The following is a 19569-nucleotide window of genomic DNA, read 5'->3' on the forward strand; positions in this document are numbered from 1 at the left end:
CCTAAATCACTAAATTTGCTGCAAACCACAAATGCCACGCGTTGCGAATCCGTCTTAAAGCGTTTGTTATGTGCTGTTCTAAAACGGAATATCATCCAATTCTTCTTGCTTAGGTTGAGAAAATAGAATAATTTTTTGAACATTGAATTTAAATAGCATGCTATTAAGCGAGTTAATAAAGTCAATTGATTCGACTAAAATTTTATTTTCTGACACTTGCTGCTTTAGATTTTCTAAAATCTCAGTCGGAATACTATCGATAGACTTCATGATTCTGACTTTGTCCAATGCATCTTCAACATCCGTTGCTTGGCTTATTGCACTTGATAGAGCTGAAAGAATTTTGGCATTGGTTTTCGGTGATTTTACTAATGTTCTGAAAATTGCGTCAGCCACTTCAGCAACGCTTTTATTAGCGGCTTGAATACCCTGATATTTCCCAATGAAACCATATGGGTCTAGTCCTTTACGTACAGGGATAATCAAAACATCACGCCCAACTGCTACCCCAACTTCTTGATCGCACCAGTTACTTTCCTTAAAACCATCCATCAAAATTGCAGCTAGAGCATCCATTGTGTGCAAGCCAGCCTCAATTTCACTTTGCCATTCTTTTGTCGGCTCGATGTCTTCATGCGCCACAAAACTTGAAATTGCATAACGTCGTAAAGCAGATTGAAGGCGAGATGTTTGGACTTTGAATGTTGCTAAATGGCTTAAAAATAGACGAAAGTGACCAGCTTTCCAGAATGTCGCATTTTCCACACTCTTAGTCGAAGAGGGGGAATCAACACCCAACTCACTTGCGATTTTAAACAACACATCTTCATCAACTTTTGCAAGTACATCTTTGGCGTAGACTCGCTTACTGTTAGTGTTTGGGTTCATATTTTTTAGGTCGATTTTATGCCCTGAAAAATACATATCAATTTCATCAAATGTCATTCGTGATTGCAGTTCAACACCGAGCTTTTCAAGAAACTCAATTTTTTCAATTCCGTTCATATATCCTCATTTGATTAATAATGGTGCTGAAGCACATAACAATTTAATAGAAGGCGCCGCGCACGCTTTTCTACCGGAATTCTGCCGTTTAGTTCCGTCGCATTGTAATGATATGTTCGGTTTTATCTTGTTATATCAGTGGTATATCCACGTACTCAAGATTGTTTTAGTCATGTTATCGGATGGGTGTCTTTTGAATGGATGCCTGGAGAAGGGCCCATATGTGTTAGGCGATCATTTCAAAACCTGTTGTTCGTAACTTGTCCCAGTAGTTTTGATGTATTGAAATACCTGCTTGTCGTAGTTGTTCAATATCAACCCCCTCAGTTAAGTTGATGATCAAACTATTATTTTCCACGACTACGCTTTCAACAATTTCGAACAGATTAAAGTCATCAGCGAAAGCCGCCACATGCATTTGGTAATCTTCTGGTTCTGGCATAAATGGACACTCTGCATTTACATCAGCTTCAGTAATCTCTCTCAAACCTAATCTATATTTCATTATTACTCCTTAATTATCTAAAAGGTCGCCTAACGAATGACCATGTAGTGACGGTGACAGCAGGAAGGTGAAAGCTTTGTTGTTCGAAAGCATTAGCTTTTTACGCAACCCAAAGAATACTATTGCTTATTGACCGGAGAAGGGCTCATATGTGTTAGGCATATTTTTCCAACGCATTATGTATTGTCTGATAGTTCTCTAGTTTAAACTTTCCTGAATACTCCAAACCACACTGATCGGCTATGTGATTTAGAGTTTCATAATGTTTAGGAATTGCTCGGTAGTACCCATCTATCACCTTAGGCAAGTGAGTATGCTTAAAAGACTCATGTGAAAGAATGCCCGATAGAACAGCAGAAGCTGCATTATTAAGAGCTTGGAAGTAAGTCACACCAGCGCTTTCTACTTCAAGAAACTCACTTAATGTCCGCCTCTCGGCATCAATGAATTTACCCAGTGCTTTTTGGTACTCCTGAAATGCGGCAGTAATATCAGAGTCCAGTTGATTTGAAATTTCTAATGTCTTTGTTTGTTTATCAAAATGCTCTTTTTTGGACATAGTCAACCGGGAGGCGGCAAAGCCCAAAATGAATGTGATGATCGGTACAATTATCTTTAGAGTAGTATCATCCATCGTTTTTTGTCTCTTCATCCACTTTTGCTTTTGCCATAGCTAATAGTGCTTCAATTGTATCTGTTTGAGACTTACGGATAATACGAGGGTCAACTTCAAAAGCCTCCAAAGCAGCTTTACAAGATGCTGCTTCCAATGACTCACCATCAGACATGTAGGCTTCAGTACGTTTAACCCAATTCTGAATGTCACTTACTTGAGGATGAGTAACTAGCGAGTACTTGATATAAAGTTGATGTTCGAGGCTATTTGCCCTATCAATTAGTTCTTGAATATTCACTATTTTCTCCTTATGCCTAACGCCCAATTAAGGTGTGAAGCACGCAATGGCTAAGCTGCTGCATGGCACTTCAACACCAAAAACCAACGCATGGCAAAAATGCCACGCGTGCTGAATCACTCTTAAATTGTTTGTTAGCTTACGGGGTTAATGGCTGGTGACGAACTTGGTAGGAATGAGTGGACTTAGGAAGAAGCCCAGAGAGCTTACACTCTCTAGGTTCAACCCTGAAGTTACACCAGTTGCGACAACACCAGAACAAACCGCACTCACCCCATTTACTACTGCTGAAGCGAAATACTTTACGTTTTGAACGAATCTTTCCATAAAACCTCCTCGTTTATTTGTCGGATGTGAAACTAACAAATTGTTGATGTAATTTAGTGTGATAATTACAAAAGTGAGTCCGGTTATTATGTCCAGGGTGCTGAAGTGGAGAATTGAACTCCAAACCTCTGCCTAAATCCACTAGGGCATAATTCTATATAAAACTCGAATATAGTCAACAAGTTGAACTGGTAAGCTAACAATTTGATAGAAGGCGCCGCGCACGTTTTTCTACCGGAATTCTGCCGTTTAGTTCCGTTACAATGTAACGACATGTTCGGTTTTATTTCGTTATTTCAGTGGTATATCCACACACTCAAAATTGTCTTAGTCATGTATTCGGGCAGGTGTCTGATAGTCTGCCGAAATTTTGCTAAACGGATTTCCTGTACGTATAACCACTCATTTCTACCACGCTACCGCCCTTGGGTCATGGCCCCAAAGCCAGAGTCAGCACGGTGTGATGTCCTTATGATGCATAGTGCATATTGTAGGGAGAGGGACTGCTGCTTTGAAGCGAGATGTCTAGAAATGTGAGGTGAGTGATTAGTCAATAAACAATTGGAACATTGACATAACTATTAGTAAAATGGAGATATCCACCCGGATAATGAATGCAGCTTATGATATTCATAATGCGATATAGGTCTAATTAAGTGGTCACCTCTCGGGGTTGTTTCTCCACATAAGGCAGAATGACTCCCAACACCCATCCTTCAAGGTTCAAATCCAATCCATCCCCAGTTCTAATGAACCAAAACAACAATGACACCTTTGCTTATGCTGCCAGATATCTACTGCCCCAAATGCCACCAGGATGAAGAGTTCCTGTTCGAGACGTTCACCGGGCTTTGCTACTGCGAATGTGGTGAGGTTGTGTTGCTGTCGGATGAGGGGAGGGTGGTGTTGATGGAGGCTTCTGAAAAGGAATGTGTGAAGTCCTCAATTTGTTGTGAGTGATTTTTTCACTGGGTTCCCCTGCAATTAGGGGACAAAAACTCCAGTTTAGACTACCTCAGGATATGGGAAGTAAGCAGTTGGGGTTCGCATGAGCACATCAAAGCAAAAGGCGTTCAGGTCTTCCCAATGGCGTGAAGCAGCCAAAGGGCAACCCTGCTCGTTGCAGATACCGGGTGTGTGTAACCACAATTGCTGGCGCACCTACCCAGTCCGATACATGGCATGGCTTACAAGTCAGACGATTGGTTTGCAGTGGACTGCTGTAGCGCCTGCCATGATGTGATTGATGGGCGGGTACCGTTTGATTGGATGCCAGGGGAAAGGGAACGGTTTTATCTACAGGGATTGTATATAACCTGGAACCGGAGGTTGGGAAAGAGCTTTGGCTGCTGATGCAGCCACATGAGTGCTATTTTCTATTGATCAGAGAAGGGCTCATGTGTCTTATGAAGCGGGGTTAAGTGATTTGAACACGATATAAAGCACATAACCAACAAAGACCCATGCTGGAAAATACAACATTAACCCTTTAATTTGGTGCATACAGAATTTTAAGAAAAACCACGAATAACCTAAGTGGTCAGCTAATTTTTTAGGTTTAGTTTCTAGCTTCGTTGCATAATAGTCTACAATCTCATGGTTATCATATTTCTCTAAAATAGCGTAATACTCTTCATTCAGCTCAGTATATTTTTGATCAGAACAAGACTGAATGTAAGGTTTTAGTTTACGAGCAAACTTCCCAAGTTCTATACCATTTCTCTGCATTGCTTCCGATCGAGAGATAAAATTCTCCTGCCCCAACAACAGCGAATAAACAAGAACTAAGACAGCTAAAATAGACTGAATGAAATTTAGTTGCTGATTATCGATCCCAATAGACAAACCCCAAGCTTGCGCCATAGGTATAATCAATAAAGCAATCGAAATAAATGCCACAGTCCATTGAGATAGGCGATGGTGAAACCTAAGCCTTAAACTTGCTCCGTAGCGTGAAGATGTTGTCATCTTAACTCGACGTAACAGCTCCTCAACGTGATTGTCTAGCTCTCTCAATTACAAATTTCCTCTAGCTTCACAACGAATGACAGGGATTCCTTCTCATGAGGATTTGTTTCAACGGTTTTGATGCTTAAAAACTATGGCTACTGACACAGCCAACATTGAGCGGATAGTGAGTATATGTGTTATACGTTTACTCAAAGTCTGCGCAGTTGAAACCCTGAAGCATCAAACCTGTTTGTTGGTTAATTTTGCTACTTAAAATTTGGTTCTGTTTAACAAAAGCAGAATATTCTTGATCGACTCGCTTTAAAGGTTTACCAAACAGCACGCGTGTATTACCACCTTCCATTGCGATAACTTTGTGTCCCCAAACTGGGTCTACTTCTAGTAATAGATTGTCTTTAATTTCTGTTACTTCGTACTCCACTGCTACGTTTCTATTTTTGTTTATAACATAAACGCTATCACCAACTTGAATTTGACTAAATTTGTCCCACCCATGCTGAGAGCTCTGTAAGTCAAAGAAAGCACCCGTACCATATATCTTTATATGGCGTCGATTTTCAATGTTAGAAACCAAATATTTAGGCATGTTTTCTCCGAAACTTATAACAATTTAATAGAAGGAAGCTCCCCGATTTTTTAGCACTTTGTTGATTGAGAGTATTGGCTGTTGATGCAGCTAAAAGAATGCTATTGCTTATTGACCGGAGAAGGGTTCATATGTGTTATGTGTTTTTTATACCACTGATTTCACCCATAAACTTTAGCAGTTCGTTGTAGAGCTTTTTATGCTCAGACAGCATTGTTTCATAAGCATCCAAATGTTCTAGATCTTCAAAATTAACTTGGCGAGTAATTTCTTTATCCTGCTCATTATGCTGTTGAATAGCATCAATGAGGTTTGAATCCATTAGGGGGCGATATACTGATAGCGCATAATCGATTTTGTCATTGATATTTTTAAACACATATGGCTTAACCTCGATCTGTTCATCACCATCAAGTTGACAATGTATATTGTGGATCTCATCTTCAGTAGCCTTAATCACATCAGATAGAGCATGTGCTAACTCAAGTAAAACTGTTTTATTCGTATCCCAAATTCTATCTTTTCTAAGTTTCTTTTGAGAGTCAAAGTGGATTACTGTTGCAACAATAGTTGCCATCGCAATGACAATATTTACTGAAAGCGAATGATTAAAGTCCCAATTTAAGTCTAAGGCTACATACCAAATAGTAGCTGTAAATCCAAATAGAATACCAAGTACTACATTAATCAAGGTTTACTCCAAATTTGATGAAACACATAACAATTTAATAGAAGGAATCGCGCACGTTTTTCTACCAGATATTTGCCGTATAGTTCCGTTACAATGTAACTCGAAAATCAAATTTATCTATTTATTTCAGTGGGATAACCACATATTCAATATTGTCTTAGTCATGTTTTCGGGCGGGTGCCTGATAGTCTTCCAAAAATCTACTAAATGGTTTTCCTGTACGTATAACCAAGTGTTTTAACCACGCTACCGCCCTTGGGTCATGGCCCCAAAAGCCAGAGTCAACAGTAGTGTGGTGGTCATATGACACATGGTGTGTATTTTAAGCAGGCGAGAAGCGGCTTAACAGCGAAATGTCTAGAAATGTGAGGTGAGTGATTGCTCATTAATCAATTGGAATATTAATCGAGTTATCAGTAAAATTGAGACATATGCTCGGAAAATGAATGCGACCCGAAACATTCATAATGCGATATTGGTCTAATAAAGTGGTCACATCTTGGGGCTGTTACTCCACATAAGGCAGAATGACTCCCAACACCCATCCTTCAAGGTTCAAATCCAATCCATCCCCAGTTTTAATGAACCAAAACAACAATGACACCTTTGCTTATGCTGCCAGATATATACTGTCCCAAATGCCACCAGGATGAAGCGTTCCTGTTCGATACGTTTACCGGGCTTTGCTACTGCGAATGTGGTGAGGTTGTGTTGCTGTCGGATGAGGAGAAGATGGTGATGTTGTGTTCTAGTTTATTGAATATAGGATAGGAGTACTAGGGACTTTGACAGGTATGTAAAACCATGTGTGGCAGGATAAATGTATCTGATGATCCATTAGCTCAGTTCATTACAGATGCGTTGGGTATCCCATTTCATACCAAAACGAATACTGATCTCAGACCAACCGACCCCATTGACGTAATTCGCTGTTCAGCAAATCAGCCAGAACAGCTAGCTTTAAATTGGGGTTACAAACCTCACTGGGCAAAGAAGCCTCTGATTAATGCCCAGGCAGAAACTGTTTCAGTTAAACCTACCTTCAAAAATGCCTTTTATCATCATCGTTGTATTGTGCCCTGTACGGGATGGTATGAATGGAAAGCGGATGATACCGGCAAGAAGCAAAAATACCTTTTTTCTGACCCAGACAACGGAGTTGTATGGATGGCAGGTATCTTTTTAGAAGGGCGCTACTTAGTTACTCTTACTACAAAGCCTAATGGACAGTGTGAGTACTACCATCACCGTATGCCGTTACTCATTAAACAAGATCATCTCACATCATGGTTGAGCCCAAATGTAGAGTCTGCTGGTGCCCTGTTATCAATGGAGTATGAGGGGAAGCTGCACATCTCAGGGAATTAATGTTCCATTACTAAACAAGGAATAAATTGTGGGCAAAAGAGTGCTTATATTTTGGGCTAGTCTCGCATTGAGTTTATGGGTAAAGGCTGAGGTTCTCTCCGTTCATTGTCCACTTGGTTGCCCAGAGGCCGCAGCAGGGAATGATGTGGTCTTTACCCACATATACGCGCTGTCAATGAACCCAAAAACGAAATTTGCAGATTGGGTAGCATATGAAGTTAACGTGACCAACTTTGGTCCTGGCCCGGGCAGAAACTGGAGCAACAATCCAATAATAGCCAGTGAGGATGTCTTGGAGTATCGGGACTATGGAGATGCATTCAAAGAGCTGAAGATGAACAAAGGTCATCTTGCCCCTTTAGCCGCGTTTGCAGGGAATCAATATTGGTACGAAACAAACTACATTAGCAATATCGCTCCGCAAAAATCAGATTTAAACCAAGGACCGTGGGAAGATCTTGAACAAGCTGTCAGGAAAGCCGTTGTTTACGGCGAGCCGCTGTATGTGGTTACAGGTACATTGTATGAGGGCAACATAGGCAGTCTGCCGAAGGCGGATGAGGAACACGTTATTCCTTCGGGATTTTATAAAGTCGTTTACGACATTCACGGTAACTCAGCCGCGTTCGTTATGGATCAACGTAGTTCTCGAAGCGAACACTTTTGCGGTAAATTGGTGTCATTGGCTGCAATTAAAGGAAGGTTGGCCTACGGTTTGCCAATTCTTTCAAGTCGGAATCACGTAGTGAGATTACTAGGGTGTTTCTGATTTTCTCATTTCAATCATGGCGAGAATATCTATGTTAAGAGGCTCTTTTAAGAGCCTCCAAGTAATGCGCATCAGTACTCAAATCAGGTCAAACCTAATTTTTTTCGCCAACCTTTTTCTTTAAGAAACTCAAAATCTGATATGAAGGTTGTGAAATGTAATCTGTGACACACTGACACATGGTCTTTAGTGCAGGTGTGGCTTTGTGAGAATTATACTTCAGGTAGTCAAGCGTACTACCCTGGGTGGACTTGCCACTTATGTAAAACTCCTCATCCTCTACGCCAAGTTTTTCAATGTTGTTGTAATAATAGAGTTCGTGGCAATACCCGATATCCTTAAAAACAACATAATTATGAGTGAAACAGAACCCTGTTTTTCCTGAGCCCCATACAGTGGTGTCTATCAATGTGAGTACATCATGCATGCCTGTGAAATCATGATTATCGTGACGCGGGTCATAAGCATATGTTTTAGCTGCATTCTCAAATTTTTTCACCCCCTTCTTCTTGTGTAGAACTAAATCTCTTTCTGTAACTGCGTAGCCACAGTCGTCCAAAAGTGACGATTCAACATCTAGATAGAAATAGTAAGCAGGGGTGACACGGCTTACACAGTACTCGGCGATAAACTCACCAATTGAGATAGTGTCGACAGTCTTTGGTGTAGGCACATCTTTTTTATTGTTCATTATCGCATTCATCGCTGACTGAATGATGTCAAGACAGTTATCTAGGGTGGCGGTTTCTTGTTCCACCTGATGTGTATTTAACTGTTCTGACCACGCCTCGGTCATTTCGCGTAGGAAGGTTTCAACTTCGCTTTGATTGCCTTTGGGTTGAAAACCTTGTAGCAGGCTGCTTATCTGATTTTCTGCTTTGACTTTTGAATCACTTGATTCAGTAGCGCACAAATCTTGTTCCATACCAAAACCCACCTTAGATTAACCAACTGAAATATCGAAGTTATATTTATCATACAAAAATAAAAAAACAATGACTCAGATAATATTGTCTAGCCAATATCACATATGTGAACTCAGATTAGACAAATGTGTCTGAATGACTTGCATGCAATGAAAATCAATGCAATATTATGCATATAGAAAGCGACTAGGTGAGAACAATGGACAAATCCCTGAAAGAGCAGATGTCGAAATACCTCCTGTCACTACGAGAGGTCGCGCAACTGTCCCAACAAGATGTTGCCCAAAGGTCAAACTTCATTGGGCATGAATGCCACCTAGATCAGCGAACAGTTTCACGACTAGAAAAAGATCCTTTAAGTGCTACTGCTATTAACATTGCGGCGTATATGACCGCGTTAGGACGTGAAGAAGGGGAGTTTTACGCCAAGTTGAAAGAGCTATCCAGTCAGTTAGGAGATACAACGATGGATACTGGCCTTACAAATCAAAGCAAAAAACAAATTTCTGAACTGATCGAAGGTGCGCTAAGTAGAGTTCGTGATGCATCAGGAATCCTTCAAAGCTGTGATGAACCTTACCTTAAAGAATTGAACCTTGATGAACGGTTAAAAGGGGCAAAAGACACTCTAAAAGGTTTGTATCGTAAACCTGTAATCGGTGTATTCGGTCACTATGATGTCGGAAAAACCACGATACTGAATACCATATTGGGTTCTCGATTTTTGCCTGAATCATATCAGCCTGCTACTAGCGTTGTGAGCTTGATCGTGCATGAAGATGACAAGCCTGCATCTTTGTCAGGTTGCTCTGTTGCTGTTTTCAAGAAAGGTTTCTTGCCTCACATGGTTAATGATCCCTCACTTGTTAATCAGTTCCTTATTCAAAAAGGGGACTATTCGCTATTAGACGAGTTAGGTGTGCATGATTATGAAGAAGGTACTAACGAAGAAGCTTACATCGCAATTGTATTTTCGAGCGCAGAAATCTTAAAAAACATCTGGCTATTAGATACTCCCGGACATCTAAACGAAGAAGAAACTGGTGATACCGAAAAAGCGCTAACGGGTGTCGAACTCATAGATGGTATGTTGTTTGTATCTCGTTTTAATGGTTTTTTTGACTCCAGGGATTTTGCATTCTTTACACAAATTGCTCGCTACAGAGAGCCTGTAAATCCAGATGCAAAACTTGAACACATAGCTATTATTGCATCACATTGTCATAACTCTATTACTGCCGACGATATCAATAGAGCAACGCGAAATGCATATAAACGCTTAAACAAGCAGATGACTGAATTTATTTTTCAGCCTTGGTTTGAAGATGGAAAGGTAAATATCAAACCGAGCTCATCAGACTTGGAATGTCGTACATTCCCCTTCTGGAGAGAAACACTTGAGTACAAAAATGCATTGTTCGATGAAATACTATCGATGGCAGATCATCTGAATGAAAACCATGAAAAACTCGTCGAAAATGCGGTTCAACGCTTAAATGATGAGCTTATCAAGGTCTTCACCAATGCACAGAATGAACTCGAGTCTAAAAAGCAAGGAGTTCAGGCCCGTGTAAAGGAGTTAGATGAGCAAGAAGCAAAATTTCGTGAAGAATCTAAAGAGATCACAAAATGTTTTGACAATTTGATCTCATCTTGCTCATCTCGCAAGTCCGAAGATGTAGAACGAGTTTTGAATTACTACAACTCTCACATGAGTGCTGAGGGTTTGGCTGGGATGATTCGAACCAACTATGATGACAAAAAAGAAGCAACAAACAACATTGGGGCTCTAATTGGTCAAAAGCTCAATACTAAAGTTGAGCAAACACTGAAATCAAGCGGGGAAAACTTCAATAGAGAGTTGGATTCTCTAATAACGAAATGGCAATCAGCTGCACCCAATATGTCTGCAATAGGATTGGGGGATGTCGATTCGATTGAAGGTCTAAGTAATATTAACGTATCATCATTTGATGCAAGAGCTGCCTTTATTGGTGGTATGACTGGGTTAACTAGCCTCGGTGCCATGTCATTATATGTTTCGACTTATATTTCTAGTAATTTAGGAGCGTATATTCTAGTTGGTCATGTGGCTGGTTGGCTAACGTCGCTTGGCATAACGGGTAGTGTTACGTCGACAACATCTTTCGTTGCAGCAATCGGTGGTCCAGTTGTGGTTGGTATGATCTTAGCGGGAATTCTGAGCTATGGTATATACCGTCTTGTTGGGCGAGACTGGCAAAGCTCTTTGGGTAAAAAAGTTCGTGATGCTCTGGTTAAAGAGGGGACTGAATCCAAGCTTGAAGACCCGATTAGAAAGTTCTGGGAAAGTACAACTCAGGCTGTTCGCTTTGGTGTCGATAGCCTAGTTAAAGATACTGATGCATATATAGAAAAACTTCGTAAAGAAGCAAATACAGAGTACGACATTTCGACCCTAGAAGTTTGTATTGGATTGATTGAGAAATTGAAATCCACTATACGTAATTGATAGGCGTAAACCATACACTTTAATAGTGTTTTATGAGATTGAGTTGATCATGGCAAACAATGGTCAACTCATTTTTTCATATGAACAATTGAGACATTATCCCATTGCTTTAATTTTGACTATAGAGAAAATGCGAACAATAAACTTGCATTAAGGTCAGATATAAAGTTTCTTATTCACATGGTGAAAGTGCAGATTGTGGAGGAGTGAGATGGAAATTAAATCCCACTTAACATTAGACATGCTCTGCGGCTGGGCAAGGTGGTCAAAGGACACTGGCACCTATTTAGGATACCCGTCTAAAAGCTTATTCGCCGTCTCAAGACCCCATGACGACTGGGGCGTGACGGAAGACGAAGCCTTGACCGTAGACAGCATTGTGTCTGAGCTGAAAACCTGGGACAAGGAAACCCATACTGCCCTGGTCGAGTATTTATATTCCGGCTGTAATATCCGCCATGTGGCAAGAACGCTAAACTGTCACCACAGCAAAGCGACTGTTTTGGTTAACGGCGGAATATCCTGGGTGGACGGCATTTTGTATATGTCCGTATACGGTTTCAGGTAGCCAAAAATTTAATTTCCCGGTTTTGGCGTTTCACTGTTTGACGCATGTGGCGCCATCCAAGTATGCTTTTTCCTATACAGTGAACATCGTGCGCCTCGGTTAATTCCGGGGCGTTGTTGTATTTGAAACCCGGTCGCCCCAAAGCGCCGGGTTTCGTTGTTTCTGGAGACCATGATGACCTTTGTTCTCGGAAACCGATCCCTTCAAACCCTTATAGGTGTCCACCCGGATTTGGTCCGAGTGGTAAAGCGGGCAATTGAACTGACGCCGGTGGATTTCACAATACTGGAAGGTGTCCGCTTGCTGGTACGGCAAAAGCACCTGGTTGCCATTGGTGCGTCCATCACCCTCGACAGCCGTCACCTGACAGGCCACGCTGTTGACCTCGGTGCCTGGGTGGATGGCGGTGTGGAATGGAGCTGGCCCCTTTACTTCAAAATTGCTGAAGCCATGCGCGATGCGGCGGATGAGCTGGATGTTCCTTTAACCTGGGGCGGTTGCTGGCAGATGATTAACGGCGTGGACGATTTGTATGCTGCGCAGACTGCCTACATAGAACGCAAGAAAGCCCAGGGCAGGAAACCCCTGCTGGACGGTCCGCACTTTCACCTGCCACGCGCTTATTACCCTGTCACCCAGGAGGCAGCATGAGTATCTGGAATTTCCTTACTGGCCTCGTTAGCCCTGTTACTGAACTGGTGGATGAGCTCCATACCAGTGAAGAGGAACGCCTTAAGGTCAAAGCCAAGATGTTCGAGCTTCAGAACGCCATCGCCGTGAAGGTCATGGAGTATGAGGCAAGGCTGCTTGAAGCCAAGGCAAAAGTGATTACTGCCGAGGCGCAGGGGCAAAGCTGGCTCCAGCGCACCTGGCGACCGATTACCATGCTGACGTTCCTTGGGTTGGTAGTGGCGGATACCTTTGGTCTCACGCAATTCCGCCTGGCACCTGAAGCGTGGACGCTGCTGCAAATTGGTCTGGGCGGCTACGTAGTGGGGCGCTCTGCTGAAAAGGTCATCCCTAAAGTTACTGAAGTCATGAAGAAGGATTAAGCCTCAATGTCCAGCCAATGGCACATCGATAAAACCATCAGTGTGGGTCACCTTATCAGCACAGTGATTATTGCGATATCTGTGTTTTCCTGGGCATCGGCAGTTGACCGCCGTGTTGAGCAGAACGCCCAGGCAATTGCCTTTGTCAGGGAACAAATCAAACAGGAGCGGGTAAGGACAGACAATGCCCTTGGAGACTTGAAGACCAACCTTCGTGATATTAACAACAAGCTGGACAGGCTGATTGAGCAGCGTAAATAGCGTGCCACCTATGCAGGGATACCCATATTAAATCTAAGGAATATGAGGTCGATCGCATAGCCCGTAATCGATGTGTCTCAAAGTGTCTCAAATGACCTTTTAGTGAGGCAAACGTTTTGAGGGTGGCTAGGATGGATAGTGTCTAAGAACGAAGTTTGAATGTCCTTATTGTCATCGCTGTAGTTACTTTTGTGTTTTTTGCGTTTTGTATTTTTTGTCCACTTTTCGTCCGGCTTAAAGCACCGGGCTTTTTTCTGCTGGTATGAAATCACTTAAACCCCGCCCATTGGGGAAGACCCAAGACAGGGTGAAGAAAGCCAAGCCTGAGTCCAAACGCACCCGAGGTGATAAGTGGATGCGTATCCGAAAGCTTGTCCTGCTGGAAGAGCCGCTTTGCCGCCAGTGTCTGGCAGAGGGGAGAACAACACAAGCCAGAGAAGTGGATCACATCATTCCTCTCGAAGCGGGGGGAACCGATGACCGGGCAAACCTTCAGGCACTGTGTAGACAATGCCATAAACAGAAAACCGCATTTGATGCGGCAATGAGAGCCGTGCGCAAGCTCCAGTCCGATACCTAGACCACACACCCTCAGACATAACCGATAAACCGGATACCAACGTTTGGTGTCCGGTGAATACCTGTGCTTGTCATTCACACTGTTGCTGTAGCTAAAGGCTGGGGCTGGTTGCTAATGGAGGGGGGTAGGGAAAGTCATAGGCAACCGGGCTGTAACCACCCCTGTACCTCACGCAGAGATTATTTTTCACAAAAAGGGTTTCGCACTTAGCGACAATTTTACAAAAAAAGACCATGAGTAAATCTATCAAGCATACACCCACCGATAAGACGCAAAATCTTGTCCTGGAGCTGGCGTGTGCGAATCAGTCTGTCAGCCAAATCAGTGCTGCCCTCGGTGTGTCCCGCTCTACGGTCCATGAGCACTACAAAAGCCAGCTTGAAGAGGCGAAAGCCATCAAGAACGAACGGGCGGAGCAAAAGCTGCTCGACTGTGCCCTGGGCCAGAACGAACAGAAGTTCTCTGTGCCTTGCCTGCTGTTCTACCTCAAGACCCAGTGCGGCTATAACGAAAATGCCGGTAAGGTCGGCAAAAAAGAACGCCAGGCGGAAGAGGCTAAAGAAGAACAGGCAGCAGGCCCGTTTCAACCGCGTCCTGTGCCGTTAAAGGCGGTGAAAGGCTAAGCCATGCCGTGGACCACCGCCTGCCCGGACTGGAAGGAACGCATTGTCCGGCAGGGTTCACTGATTGCTTTCCCGCCTCTTTTCCCGGAGGAAGCCGAGGCCGCGATGGCGGTGTTCAACCGGCTGCGTATTGTGGATGCGCCGGGTATGCCAACGCTTGGGGAGTCGTCCCGCGACTGGCTGGTGGGCTTTGTCGAAGCCATCTTCGGCGCTTATGACCCGGATACCGGCAGGCGGCTGATCACTGAGTTTTTCCTGCTGATAAGCAAAAAGAACAGTAAGTCCTCCAGTGCTGCCGCCATCATGATGACGGCGCTGACCCTGAACTGGCGGCGTTCGGCAGAATTTCTCATCCTGGCGCCAACCATTGAGGTCGCTAACAACTCCTTTGCCCCGGCGCGGGACATGGTCGCGGCGGACGAAAGCCTGCAAAAGATGTTCATCGTCCAGGATCACCTTCGCACCATCACCCACCGCAACACCGGGGCGGTGCTCAAGGTGGTGGCAGCAGACAACGAAACGGTCTCCGGCAAAAAAGCCACAGGTATCCTTGTTGATGAGCTGTGGCTGTTCGGCTCAAAAGCCAACGCAGAAAACATGCTGCGTGAGGCCACGGGCGGGCTGGCCTCAAGACCTGAAGGGTTTGTTATTTACCTCACCACCCAGTCGGACAAGCCGCCGGCAGGGGTGTTCAAATCCAAGCTCAATTACGCCCGGGAAGTCCGTGACGGCGCGGTCAGTGACAACCGCTTCCTCCCGGTCCTTTACGAGTTCCCTGATGAGATGCTGGCAGCCGGCGAGCACCTTAACACCGAAAACTTCTACGTCACCAACCCCAACCTGGGGCTGTCGGTGGACAACGAATTCCTGGAGCGGGAACTGGGCAAGGCGCAGCTTGCCGGTGAAGAGAGCCTTTTGGGTTTCCTTGCCAAGCACCTCAATGTCGAAATCGGCATGGCACTTCGCAACGACCGCTGGGTCGGGGCGGATTTCTGGGCGCCGTGTGGCGGCAGGCTGTCACTGACCGAGCTCCTTCGCCGCGCCGATGCGGTGACCGTGGGCATTGACGGCGGGGGACTGGATGACCTTTACGGGCTTGCCATCATGGGGCGTGATGCCCGGACCCAGGACTGGCTGGTGTGGACCCACGCCTGGGCGCACCCGGTGGTGCTGGAGCGCCGCAAACAGGAGGCGCCGCGCTTTAAGGATTTTGAGAAGGACGGTGACCTCACCCTGGTGGGGAACGTCGGGGACGACCTGGCAGACATCGTCAGTTACGTGGTGATGGTGGCAGATTCCGGGCTGCTGGTCCAAATCGGGGTTGACCAGCATGGGCTGGGCTCAACGGTGGAGGCGCTGGTGGATGCCGGTATCGATGAAAACCTGCTTATCGGCGTACCCCAGGGCTGGAAGATGATGAGTGCCATCAAAGCGGTGGAGCGGCGGCTGGCGGACAAAACCTTGCATCACAGCGGCAGCGCCATGATGGCCTGGTGTGTGGGGAATGCCCGCACCAAGCCGGTCGGCAACGCCATCATGATCACCAAGCAGGAATCCGGTACCGCCAAAATCGACCCGCTGATGGCGGTGTTTGATGCTGCCGCCTGTATGGCGCAGAACCCGGAAGGGGCAGCCTTGCCCCAGGTCCATGTGTTGGAGGATGTGTAATGGGATGGCTCAGCAGGCTTTTCAACGCCCAGGGCAGTGCGGTGGGCGAGGTGACAACCGGTGAGCTGACCCTGGAAGAGCTGACAGGGCTGTTGGGGCTTGCCCATCAGTCCTCGTCAGGGGAGAAGGTGACGCCGGATGCAGCAATCAAGGTTGCCACGGTCTACCGCTGTGTAGACTTGATTGCCGGCGGCATCAAATCCCTGCCCTTCAAGGTGTTTGAGCGGATAGGGGATGCGCACCAGGATACGGACCACGAGTACAACTGGCTGTTTAACGAACGGGCCAACGCCGAGATGTCCAGTGCCGATGCCTGGCAGTACCTGATGGTGGCAAAGTTCTTCTACGGTGACGGCTACGCTGAGCTGTTGCGTGCCCGGTACCGCAACTCCCGCATCGTTGGCTGGCGACCGCTGCATCCCAACAAGGTGGAGCCGTTTCGGGACAAACCCGGCGGGACCAAGTATTACCGCGTCACCCGGGAAGACGGCAGCCAGGATATCCTCGATGTTGCCGATGTGATTCAGCTGACCTCGCTGGGCTATGACGGGCTGACCAGCCCCAGCCCCATTACCTACGCTGCCCGTGAAGCGGTGGGCAACGCGGTGGCGGCGCAAAAGTGGAGCGGGAAGTTCTTTCATGAGGGGGCCACCTTTGACTATGCCCTCAAAACTGCCGCCCGGCTCAATGAGAGCCAGCTTAAAGATTTGCGGGCGTCACTGGCTGCCAAAGCCAACGGCTCCCGGGCACCGCTTATCCTCTCGGGCGGGCTTGAGCCGGCGCAGCTCTCCATCAACCCCAAGGATGCGGAAATCCTGGCGTCGAGGCTTTTCACGGTACAGGAAATCTGCCGGATATTCGGGGTGCCGCCCCATATGGTCGGGCACACGGAAAAGTCCACCTCCTGGCAATCCGGGCTCGAGGCGATGGGGACCGGGTTTGTGCGCTACACCTTATTGCCGCACCTGACCCAGATTGCCCAGGAGTTTAACTACAAGCTCTGGCCCAAGCGAAGCCGCTACTTTCTCGAACATGTCACCGCTGCCCTCGAGCGTGGCGACGTCAAATCCCGCTATGAAGCCTACCGCTCCGCCCTTGGGCGAGCGGGGGAGCCCGGCTGGATGAAAATCAACGAAGTGCGCCGGCGGGAAAACCTGCCACCGGATCCGGACGGGGATGCCCTGTGGCGACCGGACCAGGCTGCCCCCGAATTACCCGAAGGAGGGGACGATGAATAGATACCTCCAGCTGCTTGCCAGCAACCGACAGACCGACAACCGCCAGTTCCACGCTGAAGACAACACGGACGGCAGCGCCGATATCTTGCTGTATGACGCCATCGTGGCGAACAAGGAGGAAGCCGAGTGGTTTGGCGGGGTCGACCCGCAAGGGTTTTACAACACGGTGAAAGCGTTGGACACCGACCATATTCACCTGCGGATCAACTCCCCGGGCGGCAGTGTGTTCGGTGCCCGGGTGATGGAACAGGCGCTTCGAGAACACCGCGCCACCGTCACCGTCCATATCGACGGGCTTGCCGCTTCCGCCGCGTCCTTCCTTGCCATGGCAGGGGACGACATCGTGATGGGCAGCGGGGCCATGATGATGATCCACAAAGCCTGGTCTGTCGCATTGGGCAATGCCGATGACATGCGCCATGCCGCCCAACTGCTGGACAAACTCGATAGCACGCTCACCCAGACCTATGCCCGGCGCTCCGGTCAGGACGAAAACACCATTGCCCGGTGGATGGCTGAGGAAACCTGGTTCACCGCGGATGAAGCGACTGAGCACGGGTTTGCAGACCGAATCTTTGAGGCCAGCGATACGGTGAAGCCTGTTGCCTGGAACCTCGATGCCTTCCTAAACCGGGTTAACCGCCCGGATGACAATACCGGGCACCGCGCCCGCCAACAACAACGCCTGAAATACCTCAACACCTGCGCCCGCGCAGACCATTAATTCAAGGGGAAGATGATGTCAAAACTCAAAGCGATGCGCGAGCAACGGGAAGAGCTTGCGCGTGAAGCCAATGCGCTGAATGAAAAATACCCGGCAGACAAGCCGATGTCAGCGGAAGACATGAGCAAGATGGACGGGATCCTGGCAACGCTCGAAGGCATTGATGCCAACATTGCCCGGGAGAAACGCATCCAGGACCTGATTTCTGAGAAAGTCAGTGACGGCGACCCGGCGGCTATCCGTGACCAGCATACCCTGGCACCGGATAAACAGAGTGACATGTCCAAGGCGCTGCGGGCTTACCTCTCCAGTGGTTTGTCCGCCCTCAACGCGGACCAGCTCGAGATGATGCGCTCACACCAGAACGCGGATATCCGGGCGGCGATGAGCACCACCACGGACACGGAAGGCGGTTACACCACGTCGCCGGAGTACAACACCTCGCTTGAAGAGGCGATGAAAGCCTTTGGCGGGATGCGCCAGGTGGCCACCACCCTGCGCACCGGGACCGGTTCACAGATGAACTTCCCTACCGCCGACGCCACCATGGAAGAGGGTGAGATTGTCGGGCAGAACCAGCTGACCTCCACCTCTGACACTGGCTTTGGCAACAAGACGCTGGACGTGTTCAAGTACTCGTCCAAGTCCATCGCCCTGCCGTGGGAGCTGTTGCAGGACAGCTTCATCGACATTGAAGGCTATATCCGCAACGTGTTGGCGGTGCGCCTCGGACGGATTGGCAACCGCCATTTCACCGCAGGTACCGGGACCAACCAGCCCCACGGCATTGTGCCGCAAAGCGGGGCCGGCAAGGTGGGCACCACCGGGCAGACCACCACGGTCACCTATGATGACCTGGTTGACCTTGAGCACAGCATTGACCCGGCATACCGCAGCCAGGCGTCGTTTATGTTCCATGACGACACCTTAAAAGCGGTGCGCAAAATCAAGGACGGTCAGGGGCGCCCGATATTTGTGCCCGGCTATGAGCAGGGCAACCCGGGCGGGGCACCGGACCGCATCCTCAACCGGAACATCACCATCAACCAGCACATGGCCCCGATGGCAGCCAATGCCCGCTCCATCCTGTTCGGGGACCTGTCCAAGTACATCATCCGGGATGTGATGGACCTGACCCTGTTCCGCATGACCGATTCTGCCTTCACCCTGCGCGGGCAGGTCGGCTTTGTCGCCTTCCGCCGTATGGGGGGCAACCTCATCGATGCGGGCGGGGCGGTGAAGTATTACCAGAATTCCGCCACCTGACGGTTTGGGGCCTACGGGCCCCTTTTTTTATGGAGA

The 19569-nt window shown here is 47.1% G+C and carries 22 protein-coding genes and 1 pseudogene; 15 read left to right on the forward strand and 8 right to left on the reverse strand.

The window, feature by feature from the left end:
* Positions 1-78: 78 nt before the first annotated feature.
* The 4 genes from NF212_RS06390 to NF212_RS06405 all read right to left on the reverse strand — a co-directional run bounded on the left by NF212_RS06390 (position 79) and on the right by NF212_RS06405 (position 2424).
* On the reverse strand, positions 79-1005 hold the full coding sequence (locus NF212_RS06390) for a toll/interleukin-1 receptor domain-containing protein (protein WP_434359866.1): 927 nt from the start codon (positions 1003-1005) through the stop codon (positions 79-81).
* A gap of 226 nt (positions 1006-1231) precedes the next feature.
* Positions 1232-1510 carry a hypothetical protein gene (locus NF212_RS06395; RefSeq protein WP_434359868.1) on the reverse strand — a complete coding sequence of 93 codons (279 nt, stop codon included), beginning with the start codon at positions 1508-1510 and terminating at the stop codon, positions 1232-1234.
* Between the two features lie 154 nt (positions 1511-1664).
* Positions 1665-2144 (reverse strand): hypothetical protein, encoded by a 480-nt coding sequence (locus NF212_RS06400; RefSeq protein WP_434359870.1) that lies wholly within the window; start codon positions 2142-2144, stop codon positions 1665-1667.
* Positions 2137-2424, reverse strand: coding sequence for a hypothetical protein (locus tag NF212_RS06405; RefSeq protein ID WP_434359872.1), 288 nt, complete (start codon positions 2422-2424; stop codon positions 2137-2139). The genes NF212_RS06400 and NF212_RS06405 overlap by 8 nt, the downstream gene beginning before the upstream one ends.
* Positions 2425-3516: 1092 nt before the next feature.
* Between NF212_RS06405 and NF212_RS06410 the strand changes: the two genes are divergently transcribed.
* Positions 3517-3711, forward strand: a complete 195-nt coding sequence (locus NF212_RS06410) for a hypothetical protein (RefSeq protein WP_434359874.1) — start codon at positions 3517-3519, stop codon at positions 3709-3711.
* Between the two features lie 88 nt (positions 3712-3799).
* Positions 3800-4104, forward strand: a pseudogene (locus NF212_RS06415) (nuclease domain-containing protein).
* A gap of 51 nt (positions 4105-4155) precedes the next feature.
* Here NF212_RS06415 and NF212_RS06420 read toward each other — a convergent pair.
* The 3 genes from NF212_RS06420 to NF212_RS06430 form a co-directional block, all read right to left on the reverse strand.
* On the reverse strand, positions 4156-4767 hold the full coding sequence (locus NF212_RS06420) for an SLATT domain-containing protein (protein WP_434359876.1): 612 nt from the start codon (positions 4765-4767) through the stop codon (positions 4156-4158).
* A gap of 139 nt (positions 4768-4906) precedes the next feature.
* On the reverse strand, positions 4907-5308 hold the full coding sequence (locus NF212_RS06425; protein ID WP_434359878.1) for a hypothetical protein: 402 nt from the start codon (positions 5306-5308) through the stop codon (positions 4907-4909).
* Between the two features lie 136 nt (positions 5309-5444).
* Complete coding sequence (locus NF212_RS06430; protein ID WP_102503315.1) at positions 5445-5999, reverse strand: hypothetical protein; 555 nt, start codon at positions 5997-5999, stop codon at positions 5445-5447.
* An 804-nt stretch (positions 6000-6803) separates the two neighbouring features.
* On the opposite strand from NF212_RS06430, the gene NF212_RS06435 reads away from it, so the two are divergent.
* Both NF212_RS06435 and NF212_RS06440 read left to right on the forward strand, forming a co-directional pair.
* On the forward strand, positions 6804-7367 hold the full coding sequence (locus NF212_RS06435; RefSeq protein ID WP_434359880.1) for an SOS response-associated peptidase: 564 nt from the start codon (positions 6804-6806) through the stop codon (positions 7365-7367).
* A gap of 28 nt (positions 7368-7395) precedes the next feature.
* The gene (locus NF212_RS06440; protein ID WP_434359882.1) at positions 7396-8136 is read left to right on the forward strand and encodes a DNA/RNA non-specific endonuclease; all 741 of its coding nucleotides are present in this window, start codon (positions 7396-7398) and stop codon (positions 8134-8136) included.
* Positions 8137-8230: 94 nt separating this feature from the next.
* Here the strand turns inward: NF212_RS06440 and NF212_RS06445 are convergent, their stop codons facing one another.
* Positions 8231-9061, reverse strand: coding sequence for a hypothetical protein (locus NF212_RS06445; RefSeq protein WP_434359884.1), 831 nt, complete (start codon positions 9059-9061; stop codon positions 8231-8233).
* Between the two features lie 200 nt (positions 9062-9261).
* On the opposite strand from NF212_RS06445, the gene NF212_RS06450 reads away from it, so the two are divergent.
* From NF212_RS06450 to NF212_RS06500, 11 genes are all read left to right on the forward strand, one after another.
* Positions 9262-11553: a dynamin family protein gene (locus NF212_RS06450; protein ID WP_434359886.1), complete on the forward strand. Its 2292-nt coding sequence runs from the start codon at positions 9262-9264 to the stop codon at positions 11551-11553.
* A 211-nt stretch (positions 11554-11764) separates the two neighbouring features.
* Positions 11765-12121: an antiterminator Q family protein gene (locus NF212_RS06455; protein ID WP_434359888.1), complete on the forward strand. Its 357-nt coding sequence runs from the start codon at positions 11765-11767 to the stop codon at positions 12119-12121.
* 171 nt (positions 12122-12292) lie between these two features.
* A complete protein-coding gene (locus NF212_RS06460; RefSeq protein ID WP_434359890.1) occupies positions 12293-12772 on the forward strand; it encodes a M15 family metallopeptidase in 480 nt (159 codons plus the stop codon).
* Positions 12769-13173, forward strand: a complete 405-nt coding sequence (locus NF212_RS06465) for a 3TM-type holin (RefSeq protein ID WP_054676513.1) — start codon at positions 12769-12771, stop codon at positions 13171-13173. Before NF212_RS06460 ends, NF212_RS06465 begins: the two co-directional genes overlap by 4 nt.
* A 6-nt stretch (positions 13174-13179) precedes the next feature.
* Positions 13180-13434: a hypothetical protein gene (locus tag NF212_RS06470; RefSeq protein ID WP_434359893.1), complete on the forward strand. Its 255-nt coding sequence runs from the start codon at positions 13180-13182 to the stop codon at positions 13432-13434.
* 262 nt (positions 13435-13696) lie between these two features.
* A complete protein-coding gene (locus NF212_RS06475) occupies positions 13697-14014 on the forward strand; it encodes an HNH endonuclease (protein WP_434359895.1) in 318 nt (105 codons plus the stop codon).
* Positions 14015-14247: 233 nt separating this feature from the next.
* Positions 14248-14637 (forward strand): hypothetical protein, encoded by a 390-nt coding sequence (locus NF212_RS06480; RefSeq protein WP_434359897.1) that lies wholly within the window; start codon positions 14248-14250, stop codon positions 14635-14637.
* A 3-nt stretch (positions 14638-14640) separates the two neighbouring features.
* Positions 14641-16305 carry a terminase large subunit gene (locus tag NF212_RS06485; protein ID WP_434359899.1) on the forward strand — a complete coding sequence of 555 codons (1665 nt, stop codon included), beginning with the start codon at positions 14641-14643 and terminating at the stop codon, positions 16303-16305.
* Positions 16305-17543 (forward strand): phage portal protein, encoded by a 1239-nt coding sequence (locus tag NF212_RS06490; RefSeq protein ID WP_434359901.1) that lies wholly within the window; start codon positions 16305-16307, stop codon positions 17541-17543. Before NF212_RS06485 ends, NF212_RS06490 begins: the two co-directional genes overlap by 1 nt.
* Positions 17536-18267 carry a head maturation protease, ClpP-related gene (locus tag NF212_RS06495; RefSeq protein ID WP_434359903.1) on the forward strand — a complete coding sequence of 244 codons (732 nt, stop codon included), beginning with the start codon at positions 17536-17538 and terminating at the stop codon, positions 18265-18267. The genes NF212_RS06490 and NF212_RS06495 overlap by 8 nt, the downstream gene beginning before the upstream one ends.
* 15 nt (positions 18268-18282) lie before the next feature.
* Positions 18283-19533: a phage major capsid protein gene (locus NF212_RS06500; protein ID WP_434359904.1), complete on the forward strand. Its 1251-nt coding sequence runs from the start codon at positions 18283-18285 to the stop codon at positions 19531-19533.
* The last annotated feature ends 36 nt before the right edge of the window (positions 19534-19569 follow it).

The organism is Parasalinivibrio latis, assembly GCF_036825535.1.
GTDB lineage: Bacteria > Pseudomonadota > Gammaproteobacteria > Enterobacterales > Vibrionaceae > Parasalinivibrio > Parasalinivibrio latis.

Excerpts from the sequence above, each read along its gene's own strand:
- NF212_RS06390 (WP_434359866.1), bottom strand. The coding sequence starts at position 1,005 with ATGAACGGAATTGAAAAAATTGAGTTTCTTGAAAAGCTCGGTGTTGAA.
- NF212_RS06395 (WP_434359868.1), bottom strand. The coding sequence starts at position 1,510 with ATGAAATATAGATTAGGTTTGAGAGAGATTACTGAAGCTGATGTAAAT.
- NF212_RS06400 (WP_434359870.1), bottom strand. The coding sequence starts at position 2,144 with ATGGATGATACTACTCTAAAGATAATTGTACCGATCATCACATTCATT.
- NF212_RS06410 (WP_434359874.1), top strand. The coding sequence starts at position 3,517 with ATGACACCTTTGCTTATGCTGCCAGATATCTACTGCCCCAAATGCCAC.
- NF212_RS06425 (WP_434359878.1), bottom strand. The coding sequence starts at position 5,308 with ATGCCTAAATATTTGGTTTCTAACATTGAAAATCGACGCCATATAAAG.
- NF212_RS06435 (WP_434359880.1), top strand. The coding sequence starts at position 6,804 with ATGTGTGGCAGGATAAATGTATCTGATGATCCATTAGCTCAGTTCATT.
- NF212_RS06445 (WP_434359884.1), bottom strand. The coding sequence starts at position 9,061 with ATGGAACAAGATTTGTGCGCTACTGAATCAAGTGATTCAAAAGTCAAA.
- NF212_RS06450 (WP_434359886.1), top strand. The coding sequence starts at position 9,262 with ATGGACAAATCCCTGAAAGAGCAGATGTCGAAATACCTCCTGTCACTA.
- NF212_RS06455 (WP_434359888.1), top strand. The coding sequence starts at position 11,765 with ATGGAAATTAAATCCCACTTAACATTAGACATGCTCTGCGGCTGGGCA.
- NF212_RS06460 (WP_434359890.1), top strand. The coding sequence starts at position 12,293 with ATGATGACCTTTGTTCTCGGAAACCGATCCCTTCAAACCCTTATAGGT.
- NF212_RS06465 (WP_054676513.1), top strand. The coding sequence starts at position 12,769 with ATGAGTATCTGGAATTTCCTTACTGGCCTCGTTAGCCCTGTTACTGAA.
- NF212_RS06470 (WP_434359893.1), top strand. The coding sequence starts at position 13,180 with ATGTCCAGCCAATGGCACATCGATAAAACCATCAGTGTGGGTCACCTT.
- NF212_RS06475 (WP_434359895.1), top strand. The coding sequence starts at position 13,697 with ATGAAATCACTTAAACCCCGCCCATTGGGGAAGACCCAAGACAGGGTG.
- NF212_RS06480 (WP_434359897.1), top strand. The coding sequence starts at position 14,248 with ATGAGTAAATCTATCAAGCATACACCCACCGATAAGACGCAAAATCTT.
- NF212_RS06485 (WP_434359899.1), top strand. The coding sequence starts at position 14,641 with ATGCCGTGGACCACCGCCTGCCCGGACTGGAAGGAACGCATTGTCCGG.
- NF212_RS06490 (WP_434359901.1), top strand. The coding sequence starts at position 16,305 with ATGGGATGGCTCAGCAGGCTTTTCAACGCCCAGGGCAGTGCGGTGGGC.
- NF212_RS06495 (WP_434359903.1), top strand. The coding sequence starts at position 17,536 with ATGAATAGATACCTCCAGCTGCTTGCCAGCAACCGACAGACCGACAAC.
- NF212_RS06500 (WP_434359904.1), top strand. The coding sequence starts at position 18,283 with ATGTCAAAACTCAAAGCGATGCGCGAGCAACGGGAAGAGCTTGCGCGT.